The 11,865-nt window shown below is 68.6% G+C and carries 13 protein-coding genes; 4 read left to right on the top strand and 9 right to left on the bottom strand.

Annotated elements, in window-relative coordinates:
- Positions 1 to 33: 33 nt before the first annotated feature.
- Positions 34 to 1,380 carry a sigma-54 dependent transcriptional regulator gene (locus tag J7I44_RS13265; protein WP_245188179.1) on the top strand — a complete coding sequence of 449 codons (1,347 nt, stop codon included), beginning with the start codon at positions 34 to 36 and terminating at the stop codon, positions 1,378 to 1,380.
- 41 nt (positions 1,381 to 1,421) lie between these two features.
- Here the strand turns inward: J7I44_RS13265 and J7I44_RS13260 are convergent, their stop codons facing one another.
- From J7I44_RS13260 to J7I44_RS13235, 6 genes are all read right to left on the bottom strand, one after another.
- Entirely contained in the window at positions 1,422 to 2,741 is a 1,320-nt protein-coding gene (locus J7I44_RS13260; protein WP_209621694.1) for a transporter family protein, read from the bottom strand.
- Positions 2,742 to 2,788: 47 nt separating this feature from the next.
- Entirely contained in the window at positions 2,789 to 3,562 is a 774-nt protein-coding gene (locus J7I44_RS13255; RefSeq protein WP_209621691.1) for a hypothetical protein, read from the bottom strand.
- 13 nt (positions 3,563 to 3,575) lie between these two features.
- On the bottom strand, positions 3,576 to 4,277 hold the full coding sequence (locus J7I44_RS13250) for a C39 family peptidase (RefSeq protein WP_209621688.1): 702 nt from the start codon (positions 4,275 to 4,277) through the stop codon (positions 3,576 to 3,578).
- A gap of 119 nt (positions 4,278 to 4,396) precedes the next feature.
- Positions 4,397 to 5,392 (bottom strand): hypothetical protein, encoded by a 996-nt coding sequence (locus J7I44_RS13245; RefSeq protein WP_209621685.1) that lies wholly within the window; start codon positions 5,390 to 5,392, stop codon positions 4,397 to 4,399.
- 28 nt (positions 5,393 to 5,420) lie between these two features.
- Positions 5,421 to 6,053 (bottom strand): hypothetical protein, encoded by a 633-nt coding sequence (locus J7I44_RS13240; protein ID WP_209621682.1) that lies wholly within the window; start codon positions 6,051 to 6,053, stop codon positions 5,421 to 5,423.
- Between the two features lie 5 nt (positions 6,054 to 6,058).
- Positions 6,059 to 6,556 (bottom strand): hypothetical protein, encoded by a 498-nt coding sequence (locus J7I44_RS13235; protein WP_209621679.1) that lies wholly within the window; start codon positions 6,554 to 6,556, stop codon positions 6,059 to 6,061.
- A 338-nt stretch (positions 6,557 to 6,894) separates the two neighbouring features.
- On the opposite strand from J7I44_RS13235, the gene J7I44_RS13230 reads away from it, so the two are divergent.
- Together J7I44_RS13230 and J7I44_RS13225 are read left to right on the top strand one after the other, a co-directional pair.
- The gene (locus J7I44_RS13230; protein WP_209621676.1) at positions 6,895 to 8,139 is read left to right on the top strand and encodes an acetylornithine/succinylornithine family transaminase; all 1,245 of its coding nucleotides are present in this window, start codon (positions 6,895 to 6,897) and stop codon (positions 8,137 to 8,139) included.
- Positions 8,136 to 8,555, top strand: a complete 420-nt coding sequence (locus J7I44_RS13225; protein ID WP_209621673.1) for a VOC family protein — start codon at positions 8,136 to 8,138, stop codon at positions 8,553 to 8,555. The genes J7I44_RS13230 and J7I44_RS13225 overlap by 4 nt, the downstream gene beginning before the upstream one ends.
- A 169-nt stretch (positions 8,556 to 8,724) precedes the next feature.
- On the opposite strand, the gene hemL is transcribed toward J7I44_RS13225, so the two are convergent.
- Both hemL and thiE read right to left on the bottom strand, forming a co-directional pair.
- Positions 8,725 to 10,014 carry a glutamate-1-semialdehyde 2,1-aminomutase gene (gene hemL, locus J7I44_RS13220; protein WP_209621670.1) on the bottom strand — a complete coding sequence of 430 codons (1,290 nt, stop codon included), beginning with the start codon at positions 10,012 to 10,014 and terminating at the stop codon, positions 8,725 to 8,727.
- Positions 10,011 to 10,649: a thiamine phosphate synthase gene (thiE, locus tag J7I44_RS13215; RefSeq protein WP_209621667.1), complete on the bottom strand. Its 639-nt coding sequence runs from the start codon at positions 10,647 to 10,649 to the stop codon at positions 10,011 to 10,013. Before thiE ends, hemL begins: the two co-directional genes overlap by 4 nt.
- A gap of 89 nt (positions 10,650 to 10,738) precedes the next feature.
- Between thiE and J7I44_RS13210 the strand changes: the two genes are divergently transcribed.
- Positions 10,739 to 10,933 carry a rubredoxin gene (locus tag J7I44_RS13210; RefSeq protein ID WP_209621664.1) on the top strand — a complete coding sequence of 65 codons (195 nt, stop codon included), beginning with the start codon at positions 10,739 to 10,741 and terminating at the stop codon, positions 10,931 to 10,933.
- A 204-nt stretch (positions 10,934 to 11,137) separates the two neighbouring features.
- Here the strand turns inward: J7I44_RS13210 and J7I44_RS13205 are convergent, their stop codons facing one another.
- The gene (locus J7I44_RS13205) at positions 11,138 to 11,590 is read right to left on the bottom strand and encodes a DUF192 domain-containing protein (RefSeq protein WP_209621661.1); all 453 of its coding nucleotides are present in this window, start codon (positions 11,588 to 11,590) and stop codon (positions 11,138 to 11,140) included.
- Positions 11,591 to 11,865 lie beyond the last annotated feature (275 nt).

Genomic DNA, 11,865 nt, shown 5'->3' with positions numbered 1-11,865 from the left:
ACACAGGACATCCGTTCAGGGGCGGAGGTGGCGATGATCGCGGCATTGGCATCACCCAGGCGCTGTGTCGTCTGGTTTGGGACGCCTGACGGCGACGAACGCAAGGGACTGGCTCGTTCAGGCTGGCCGGTGCGCGTAGCCGACGTACAGGCCAGCGGCGTAGGCGCCCGCCATGGCGATGTGGTGGTGGCACTGGCCGACTTGCGCCAGGGAGGCCTGGACACGCTCCAGGCGATGGAAGGCATGGTCGCCGAGCATCCGGGCGTGCCCTGGATCGCGCTGGTTTCGCCGGAGACGCCCGCCCACGAACCACGCGTGACTTCGCTCCTGCGCGACTGCATGGCGGTGTTCACCAGCCCCATCGATTTCCCGCGCCTGTACGAAGCGCTTGACCGCCTGGCCCAGGGCGGTGTGCCTGCGCGCAGCGAACCGGACATGCCCGGCCTGGTCGGCAGCAGCGATGCGATGCGTGCCTTGCGCATCAGCCTGCGCAAATACGCACCCGTGGACCTGCCGGTGCTGGTCACCGGCGAGACCGGCACCGGCAAGGAAGTGGCCGCGCGCGTCATCCACCAGTTGTCGCCCCGGGCGGCGCAGCCGTTCGTGGCAATCAACTGCGGAGCATTGCCCGGCAACCTGGTGCAATCGGAACTGTTCGGCCACGAACGCGGCGCCTTCACGGGCGCCACCACCCGCCGCATCGGCCACATCGAGAGCGCCAGCGGCGGCACCGTATTTCTGGACGAAATCGGCGACCTGCCGCTGGACGCACAGACCAGCCTGCTGCGCTTCCTGCAGGAGGGCACGATCGTGCGGGTTGGCAGCAGCCAGAGCCTGCGTGCGGACGTGCGCGTGCTGGCCGCCACCCACGTGGACATGGAAAAGGCGGTCGCCGCCGGCCGCTTCCGCCAGGATCTCTACTACCGACTCAACGTGCTGCGCGTGCAGATGCCTGCGCTGCGCGATCGCGGAAGCGACGTGGAGCTGCTGGCGCAGCACTTCCTGGACACCTTCCGCCAGCAACACGACTGCCGTGCGCTGGCCTTCAGCGCAGCCGCCCGCCGCGCGCTGCGCGCATTCCAGTGGCCGGGCAACGTGCGTGAGCTGGTCAATCGCGTGCAGCGGGCCGCGGTGGTCGCCGAAGATTCCCTGATCAGCGTGTATGACCTGGACCTGCCTGGGCGACCCGGCCATGCGCCGGCCGCGCTGGATCGCGTGCGCGTGTCGGCCGAACGCGACGCGCTGGTCGCATGCCTGCGCGAGACCCGTTTCAACGTCAGCGAATGCGCGCGCCGGCTCGGCATCGCGCGGGTCACGGTCTATCGCCTGTGCAAGAAGCACGGCTTGGCGCTGGACGAACTGGCGCATTCGAGCGCCTGAGTGTTCTGGCCGGGGTCGCGCGCGACCCCGGCCCCCCACGGCTAGAACATGTACGGCACCTTGAAGCTCAGGCTGAAGTCCGGTGCGTCCGGCGTCAGGCCGATGCCCAGCAGGGTGACCAGCGTGGTGTGCTGGCTCAGCGCATGGGTCACGCCCATGTTGAAAGTCGCGGCGTGGGCGTCCGAACCGATGACCTTGGACCACGGCGCACCCTTGTAACGCAGCGAGGCCTTGGCGCTGAGCTTGTCGGCAAAGGACAGGCTCAGGCTGGTGCGCTCGTTGAACGCGAACGCCACGCCCGCGCCGAAGTAGTAGGTATTGCCGAGCTTCACCGAACCCGGATTGCGGGTTTCCGGATCGGTGTTGATGTCGCCGAAGTCGCGCGGCCGGGAATAGATGTAGCCGAGGTTGGCGAATACGATCGCAGGGTCCATGGTCTTGACCGCCGACAGTCCCAAGTTGGCCTGCCACACGCCGTTGCCGGTCGGCTGCTTCTCCGGCACGGCGAAGCTGATGTACTGGTCGTCCCCGCGCTGCAGCACCTTCCAGTCGATGCCGTAGGGCGATTGCCCGGTCGGCGCGGTGATGCCGACGGTCAGTACGGTATCCGGCCGCGAGCCGGTTTCGTCGAACAGCTTGTAGTTGGCGCTCAGCCCGAGGTCGCCCAGGCCCGCGCCGGTGGTGTCCTCTTCGGCGATGGCCGCGGCCGAACCGCCGGCGCCACCCTTCTGATAGACCGTCTTGCGGTAGAGGTAGGGCACGTCCAGGTTCAGCGTCAGGCGGGGGCTCACGCCGTAGCGGGCGGCCAGGTTGTAGGTGAGCGAGTCGGACTTGACGTCCTCGATGGCGATGTTGCCCAGGAAGATCGCGTCCAGCGCCAGGAAGCCGTTGAGGGTGATCTGGCTGCGGTCGTAGCGGGCGTAGCTGACGCTGTTCTCCAGCGTGAACTTGCGGTCGAACAGCGCGTGCTCCTGCTGCAGCGCGTCCTTGAGGCTGCGCGTGGGCGCCTCCTGGCGGGCGGCTTCGGCCTCGGCGGCGCTGCCGGCGCGGGTACCCTCGTCGGGCGGCGGCGTAGCGGCCTGCGCGATCTGGGCAGGCGGCGGCGTGCCACCCGGCGCGGGCAGGGCGGCGGGCGCGGTCTTGCCGGCCAGTTTCGCCTGCAGCGCCTGCACCTGCATGTCCAGCTCGCGCAGCTGGCGTACCTGCTGCGCGTAGCTGGCTTTCAACGCCTGCAGCTGGGCCAGCAGAGTCTGCACCTGCGCTTCGTCCTGCGGCGTGGGTGCCTCCTGCGCGGCGAGATCGAAGGGCAGGCTGATCAACAGCCCGCAGGCCACCGCGGTGGCTAACAAGGTCTTGTGCATGTGTTTGCTCCCCTGGACCGAAGGCGTGCCGGGCGGTGGCGCGCGTTTCAGTTCCCTGCGATGCCTCGGGTGAGGCCGATCGCCTGCGCCACGTTCAGCGCAAGCGGCGTGTTGGCCGCGGACACCTGGCGGACCAGGTCGATCTCCAGCCGATTGCTCACGCTCTGGCTATCCGCGGCGAGCTGCACGCTCTGGCCGAGGCTGCCGTTGCGGATCCATTGCTGCACCGTGCCCTGGCCCTCGACGGACAGCCGCACGCCGGCGGACTGGCCGTCAAGGCCAACGGCGACACTGGCGTCGCCATCACTGAGACTGACGCCGCCGGTGCCGGTGCCGGTGCCGGTGCCGCTGACGGTGGGTGCGTGGCCATCGCGGAGGGTCAGGCGGGTCACGTTGCTGGCGAGGTTGCCATCGCCGGCCACCTGCACGCTCTGCAGCAGGCCGCCCACGTTCGCCAGCCCGCTGCCGTCGACGCTGCGGCTGCCGGTGGCCGGCATCGGCACCGGTGCGTCGGCCCTGGTGAGGGTCACGCTGGGTGTGAAGGTGAGCGTGGGCTGGCCCTTGCCGTTGCCGAAATCCATGCCAAAGGCCAACGTCCCCTGCAGCAGCTGGCCACTGGCGGTCTGCCAGGTCGAAATCATGGTCACCCCGAACCAGGCCACGGTGTGGTCGTCGACGGTGAAGCGGCCACGCATGGCGTTCAGTTCGGTGTCGGCCAGCTCGTGCAGGCCGGCGCCCGGTGTACGGTCGGTCGCGCGCGCGCCCAACGCGGGAGCGAGCAGCAGCGCGGTGGCGAGAAGGGGAAAGGTACGGCGAAGCATGGCTTGAGCCTCTCTAGAACAGGTCGGCGTTGCTGAAGCCGAAGTCCAGCAGCTCGGCGTCGGTGATCGGTCCCTGCCGGGCGTAGAGCGCGCGGGCGCTGGCCTTGCCCTCGGGCTGGAGCAGCACCGTGTTGCGGTCGAAGTCATTGCCGATCACCACGAACACGGCCCGCGACGGCCACGCCTGGAGAAAGTCGGCGATAGAAAGGCTGCGGTTGCCGAGCATCGGGTCGGCCAGTTCCACGGTGTCGCCCTGGACCTGCTTGAGCACCACGAAATGGCGGAAGCCGCGCACGTCCATCAGCACCAGGCCGGGTACGCGCAGGCTGCGCAGGCGCGATTCGTCGACGCGGTAGCCGCGGCCGCGCATGCCCAGCGCTTCCACGTAATGCTTGATGTCCAGCAGCGAGAAGCCGCGCTGCTCGACCAGATTCTCGTCGGACAGGCCGAGCATGCCCTGGATCACCACCGCTTCGTCCACGTCCAGGTGGTAGGCGTAGCGCAGGATCGTGGCCAGCGCGGCGGCGCCGCAGCTGTAGTCGGTCTGCTGCCGTACCAGGTTGCGGAAGCGCGCCTCCTGCATGCTCTCCACCGGATGCACGTACAGCCCGCCGTTGGGCAGCACGCCGCCAAAGCGCACCTCGCCGGCGCGCGCCGAGGCCAGCGCGCCGATCGCAAGGCTGCAAAGCAGAAGGGTTCGGGTCGTCAGTCGCATGAGTATCACCAGTGGGAGGAAGTCCCCCCGGTCCGCAGGGGACGGACCGGGGGGTTCCATAGGAACCCGGCTGCGGACAGCCGGGTACCGCCCTCGTTGGCCTGCCTTGGCCGAAGTGGTTACGGGCTCGGCTGCGCGACGGCGAGCGACAGGGTGTTGGCCTGCAGGTTGCCGGTGCCGGAGGCCACGTTCAGGCCGATGTTGCCGGTGGCGTGCTGGAACGCGTTGCCCGACAGGCTGGCGTCGTTGGTGGCGTTGACCACCACGTAGCGCGCGGTCTGCACGGTGCCGCACAGGTCGGCCAGCAGGTCGCTGGCGGAAACCTCGACGAAGCCCAGCGCGCCCTGCTCGGAGCCGTGCGAGAAGTCCACGCTGCCGCCTTCGTAGCCGCCGATGGGATAGCCGAGCACGTCGACGCCGCCGGCCTGGTAGCCGTGCGACACGCCCTGGGTGGTACCGGCATAGCCGCCAAGGCCCAGGCCCAGCGAGTAGCCCTGCACCGTGCCGCTCATGTGCACCGTGGTGGTGTCGTAGTACTTCTCCACGCGGCCGGCGTTGCTGACGATGTTGCCCGAGGAGGCCTGGTCGACGCTCACGCCGGCATGGGCGAACTTGGTGGTCGCGACCGAGGCGGCCAGCGCGTTCTTCTGCTGGTTGTTGTTGCCCGAGGCGACGTTCACGCCAATGTTGCCCGAGGCCCAGCGGAAGGCGTTGTCGGTGACGTAGGCATCGTTCTTGACGCCCTCGTTCACGGTGACGTTGCCCATGCCGGTCTGGCCGACGTCGATTTCGGAATCGGCCAGGCCGAAGGCAAAGTCGGCATCCGTGGCTGCCAGCGCGGCAGCGTTGTCCTGCGCGTTGTTGTCGCCGGAGGCCACGTTCATGCCGATGTTGCCCGAGGCCTGGGCGGCCGCACGGTCATCGATGGCGCTGGTGTTCTTCAGCTTGTCGTTGGCAGTGACGTTGCCGGTCACCGACTGGTTGTTGTCGACCGTGGCGACCGCCGCCGAATCGAACGGCGCATGGTGCTGGTCGTGGTTGTTCGCGAAAGCCATCGGGCTGCCGAACAGCGTGGCGACGGCCAGGGCGATCAGGGTCTTCTTGGATGCGTTCATGGTGTCCTCACTCCGATTCTTATGGTGGTCACCGCGGTAGCTCCGACACGGACAGCGACAGAATGTTGCCCGTGGCATTGCCCGATCCCGCGGTCTGGTTGAGCTGCAGCACGCCACGGAAGCCCTGCATGGCGCCCGCGGCGACCGACACGCTGCGCGTGCCTTCGCCCGGTACGCCGGCGCCCGTTCCCGGCTGCACTTCTGCCGACGCCGAAACGACGGCGGACAGCGAGCCGTCCGTCGTTTCGCGTATGCCCTGGCTGGCCAGCGCCGCGGCGACCGCATTGAGCTGCGTGTTCGCCGTCCCGCTGGCCTGGTTGATCGATACGAGTCCGTGCGCGCCGGCGAGGACGTCGCCGGCGATGGTGGCCTGCGCCTGCGTCGGAGCACTGGCCTGGTTGCCGAGCGTGCGCTGGCTCGCGTCGACCCATGCCTGTGCGTCCTTGCCGGTGGCGAAGGCGCGCAGGTTGGCCTGGCTGTTGAGATCGCCCGCGGCCAGGTTCACCGCGACGCTGCCCTGCGCGCCCTGCAGGACGTTTCCATCCAGGCTGCTGCGGGTGAGGTAGCCAAGCATGGCGGCGTAGTCGTCGTCACCGGCGTTGACGCCGGTGCTGAGCATCGCCAGCGCGGCAAGGAAACCGAGCACGGTCGAACGGCGCATGACGCTCAATGCCCGTTGCCGAAGGGCAGCTGCGCGAGCGCACCCTGCACCTGGTCGCCGATGCCGCGGGTCGCGTTGCCGACGGCGCCGATCGGAGTCGCTACGGTGTTGCTCACGCCGTTGCCAGCCACCGTGGTGCTACCGCCGTTGCGGACCAGCATGCCGTCGAGCGCGCGGCCCACGGTCGTCTGCAGTTGTGCGATGGGCGCGGGCGAGGCGCCCAGCTGCGCGATGTCGTCGTCGGAAAGTTCGCCGCTGCCGAGCGAGGCGAGGATCTCCGGTTGCGGCGAGGGCGACACCATCAGGGCCATGCCCGGCGGCGCCGCGCGGACTGCCGCGCGCGTGGATACGTTGCGCATCAGTACGATGTCGCCTGGCTTGGCAACGACCGCCCGGTGCGCGTCCGCCGCTTGACTGGGCGAAGGCAGGCCGACCAGCGCGAGCACGGCTGCAAGCGGCCGGAGCACGAGAAGGCGGGAGAGAGGGGCGACTGCGGATTCCATGGCACGGCTCGTTCCTTCGGTGAGTGCCTTGGTGGCAAGCGCCGTGCCAAACCATCGGAACGCCGCCAAACCGCGCTACGGTGCGGTTTGCGGGCACCCATGCTGCGGCGCGCTCCTGCGCCGGGTGTTACAGCGGCCGGCGCGACCGGGCCGCCCCGTTCGGCGCAACCCGCGTCGCACCGGGCTTCGCGCGGGGTGTAACAGGACTGATACACCTTGTGCGGCTGTTACAGCGGAGGCGCCCAGGGCGAGAAGGCCGCAGTGCTAGCATGTGCGGGCGACGCCCCGGTCGCACCCCACGCATGTTGCGACGGCGCCCATGCGCCGCCGGAGAGGCCATGTCCACGCACGACGCTCCCCTGATCGATCTGGCCCGGCGCTACTGGTTGCCGGTGTACCGCCCGCGCGAGCTCGTGCTCGACCATGGCCGTGGCGCGCGGCTGTGGGATACGCAGGGGCGCGACTACGTGGATTTCGGCGCCGGCATCGCGGTCAATGGGCTGGGTCACCAGGATCCCGATCTGCTCGCCGCACTCACTGCGCAGGCGCACAAGCTGTGGCACAGCAGCAACGTGTTCTACACCGAGCCGCCGCTGAAGCTCGCGCAGGAGCTGGTCGAGGCGTCCGGCTTCGCCGAACGGGTGTTCCTGTGCAACTCGGGCGCCGAGGCGAATGAAGCGGCGATCAAGCTGGTCCGCCGCTGGGCGGCCGCGCAGGGACGCGACCCCGGGCAACGCACCATCGTCACCTTCCGCGGCTCCTTCCACGGGCGCACGCTCGCCACCGTGACGGCGACCGCGCAACCGAAGTACCAGGAAGGCTACGAGCCGCTGCCGCAAGGCTTCCGCTACATCGACTTCAACGACGTGGCTGCGCTCGAGGCGGCCTTCGTACAGGGTGACGTGGCCGCGGTGATGGTCGAACCCGTGCAGGGCGAGGGCGGTGTGCGCCCGGCGGCGCCCGGCTTCCTCAGGCACGCGCGCGAACTGTGCGACCGTCATGGTGCGCTGCTGGTGCTGGACGAAATCCAGTGCGGCATGGGCCGCACTGGCACGCTGTTCGCGCACGTGCAGGACAACGTGGTGCCGGACATCGTGACCCTGGCCAAGGCGCTCGGCGCAGGCTTCCCGATCGGCGCGATGCTGGCCGGACCCAGGGTCGCCGAGGTCATGCAGGTGGGCGCGCACGGCTCGACCTTTGGCGGCAATCCGCTGGCCGCGGCCGTGGCGCGCGTAGCGCTGGCCAAGCTCGGTTCGCCCGCGGTGCTGCTGAACGTGGAGCGCCAAACGAACGAACTGCGTGCTGGCCTCGCGGCCATCGATGCCGATCTGGGCCTGTTCGAGGAAGTACGCGGGCGCGGCCTGATGCTGGGCGCGGCGCTGGCACAGCCGCATCGTGGCAAGGCCGCGGCCATGCTCGACATGGCCGCGGAGAATGGCGTGCTGTTGCTGCAGGCGGGTCCGGACGTGTTGCGCCTGCTGCCGCCACTGACCATTACCGACGAGGAGCTGGCGGAGGGGCTGGAGCGCCTGCGCGTGGCTTTGACCGCCTTCCTCGCCACCCCTGCCGGAGAGACACCATGAAGTACCTGCACACCATGATCCGCGTGCGCGACCTGGACGCGTCGCTGCGCTTCTACTGCGAGGGCCTGGGCCTGCGCGAGGTGCGCCGCAAGGAGGTGCCGGAAGGCAAGTACACCCTCGTCTTCCTGGCCGCGCCGGAGAGTCCCGAGTCCGAGATCGAGCTCACCTTCAACTGGGGTTCGGAAGAGGACTACGGTTCGGCGCGCAATTTTGGCCACCTGGCATTCCGCGTGGACGACATCTATGCCACCTGCGAGCGCCTCAGGAACATGGGCTACACGATCCACCGCCCGCCGCGCGACGGACACATGGCGTTCGTGCGCTCGCCTGACCTGATCTCGATCGAGCTGCTGCAGGAAGGCCACCTGCCGCCGCGGGAGCCCTGGGTTTCGATGCCCAACACCGGCGTCTGGTAGAGGCGTCTCTGGCGGGGCTGCAGGTTCGCGGCGGCTGGCGCAACGTCAGCAACTTCACGCCGCGCGCCGACCTCAGGCCCCATGTGGCGGGGGAGCTCCATCCGAGCGCCGTGATCGTGATCGGCGAGCGCGCCGTGCAGATCGCACGGCACGCAGCGGATGGCCGCGCTCACGCGTGCTGCCGGGCCTCGCGCAACGCGCCGCGGGCGGCTTCCAGCGTGTCGGCAATGTCCTGTTCGCTGTGGGCGCTGGACAGGAAGCCCGCCTCGAACGCGCTCGGCGCCAGGTACACGCCGCGCTTGAGCATGCCGTGGAAGAAGCGGTTGAACAGCGCCGCGTCGGCCGCAGTGGCCTGCGCGTAGCTCGCCACCTGTTCGGCCGTGAAGAACAGGCCGAACATGCCGCCGACGCGGTTGGTGCTGAACGGCACGCCTTCGGCATCGGCGACGGCCTGCAGGCCGTCGCACAGCAACCGCGTGCGTGCCGCGAGATTGTCGTAAAAGCCGGGCGCCTGGATCAGCTCCAGCATCGCCAGCCCGGCGGCCATGGCGACCGGATTGCCCGACAGCGTGCCCGCCTGGTAGATCGGGCCAGCCGGCGCGATCTGTTCCATCAGATCGCGGCGCCCGCCGTACGCACCCACCGGCATGCCACCGCCGATGACCTTGCCGAAGGTGGTCAGGTCCGGTGCCACGCCGTAATGCGCCTGTGCGCCGCCAAGCGCCACGCGGAAGCCGGTCATCACCTCATCGAAGATCAGCAGTGCGCCGTGGCGCGTGCACAGCTCGCGCAGCCCCGGCAGGTAGCCGTCCTTTGGCGGGATGCAGTTCATGTTGCCGGCGACCGGCTCGATGATCAGGCCGGCGATGTCGGCTCCGTGCTCGGCGAACAGGGCCTCGGCTGCCGGCAGGTCGTTGTAGGGCAGAGTGAGGGTCAGATCGGCGGCGGCCTTGGGCACGCCCGGCGAGGTCGGCACGCCGAAGGTCAGCGCGCCGGAGCCGGCCTTGACCAGGAAGCTGTCGCCGTGGCCGTGGTAGCAGCCCTCGAACTTCACGATCTTGCTGCGTCCGGTGGCGCCGCGCGCCAACCGGATCGCCGACATCGTCGCCTCAGTGCCGGAGTTGACCATGCGGACCATTTCCACCGAGGGCACCAGGCGCGTGATCGTCTCGGCCATGGTGACCTCGGCCGGCGAGGGCGTGCCGAAGGACAGGCCATCACGCACCGCCCGCTCCACGGCCTCGCGCACATGCGGGTGATTGTGTCCAGCGATCATCGGGCCCCACGAACCGACGTAGTCGATGTAGCGCGTGCCCTCGACGTCCCACAGGTAGGCACCCTCGGCGCGCGCGGTGAAGAACGGCTCGCCGCCGACCGACTTGAAGGCGCGCACCGGCGAATTGACGCCACCGGGCATCAACCGCTGTGCGCGTTGGAAAAGTTCGTGGTTCGTGGTCATGGATGGGACTCGTCGGAAAGGAAACGGTAGAGGTCGCCAAGGCGACGGGTTGCCGCGCGCACGTCGGCCGCGTCGAATACGGCCGAGATGGCCGCCAGGTGGTCGGCGCCGGCGGCGACCAGCGCGACGCCATTCTCGGGGGTGATGCCGCCGATCGCCACCCGGGGAACCCCCAATGCGGCGCTCTGCCTCAGCAGTTCCAGCGGCGCCATGCGGGCGTGGGGCAGCGTCGGTGACGGGAAGAAGGCGCCGAACGAAACGTAATCGGCGCCCGCCTTCGCCATCGACTGCGCACGTTCGAGCGAGTCGAAGCAGGACACGCCGATGACTGCCTGCGGGCCGAGCCGTTCGCGCGCACCGGCCAGTTCTTCAGCGGTTTCGCCTATGTGTACGCCGGCGGCGCCGACTGCCTGCGCGAGTGCCGCGTCGCCGTTGATCAGCAGCGGTATGCCGTATTCGTCGCACAGTCGCTTGAGCGCGTGGGCCTCGGCATGCCGGCGGGCATGGTCATGACCCAGGTCGCGGTATTGCAGCATTCGTGCGCCGCCGGCCAGCGCCTCGCGCGTCACATCCAGCAGATCATTGCGGGGGCCATTGGTGATCGCGTACACGCCGCGCGAGGGGAACGGATGCATCGGGGTTCCTTGTGTCAGGTCGCCGGCTTTCGCTCCGGCGGGGGAGTTGCGAGAATGGCCCATTCAACTGCAGACGAAGACACGATCCGATGAGCACCGACGCCAAACCCCCCGCGACGCGCAAGTGGATGTGCGTGGTATGCGGCTTCATCTATGACGAAGCGCTAGGCGTGCCCGAAGAGGGCATCGAACCGGGCACCCGCTGGGAAGACGTGCCCGACACCTGGACCTGCCCCGACTGCGGCGCGACCAAGGACGACTTCGAGATGGTCGAGACAGACTGACACGCGCCTCGCGCCTGTCATCAAACGGCCCGGTCCCGTCATCGTGCGGACCGGGCCGTCTGTTTTCCTGTCTCCGTCACCGACGCCGGAGGCACGCATGAAACAGTTCATTCCGTTCGAAGACGAGTGGGACATGCTTGAACGGCTCGACCCGTCGCGGCTGGTTCCCTACCAGGCAGGCCTGCCCTGCCAGCGGGGTGCCGGTCAGCGCACCGCGCCGATGTCGCCATCGACCGTCAGTTCGTCGCCCTGCTCGACGCCAATGCGACGGGCCGTGCCGGCGGGCAGTTCGAGCACGTAGCGCGCAGGCGCATCGCTGGGATAGCTCGGGCAGGGATCGGCCTTGCACGGTGGCACATCCAGTTGCATGGATACCAACTGGCGGTCGGCATCGAAGTAGAGGATGTCCAGCGGTATCAGCGTGTTCTTCATCCAGAACCAGCGTGGCTGGGTGTCCGGGAACACGAACAGCATGCTGTGATCCGCTGGCAGCTCCGTGCGCATCATCAAGCCGTGTTCGCGACTGGCATCGTCCGTTGCCAGTTCCGTGCTGAAGCGGTGCCCATGCAGCTGGACCGCGGGGGCAGCGTTCTTGGGTACCGCTGTCGCGCAGCCGGAGGCAGTGAGCAGCAGGAACACCAGGGGCAGTCGTTTCATGGCTCGGTCCGGAATGGATTGAGCGTTCGAGTGTAGCGGTTGAACCAAAGCCGAACGGATCCAAAAAAAGCTCCACGCCCCCTTCACAGCGCTCGCGAGCGGCGCTATGATTCTCACCCCTTCGACGAGGCCGCCCTCGCGAAGAGTTCTCCTCCCTCTCGCCTGCGACGAAATTTCTTCTCACAGGGTGTTGACGGAAAGGGAAACAAATGTAGAATGGGCGGCTCACCCGGGACGAAACGTCTCGGGGCGATTCGAGGAATCGGTCGCAAGTG

Origin of the sequence: Frateuria flava, from assembly GCF_017837635.1 — a bacterium.
Taxonomy (GTDB): Bacteria; Pseudomonadota; Gammaproteobacteria; order Xanthomonadales; family Rhodanobacteraceae; genus Frateuria_A; species Frateuria_A flava.
This window is presented reverse-complemented; position numbering and strand designations above follow the sequence as displayed.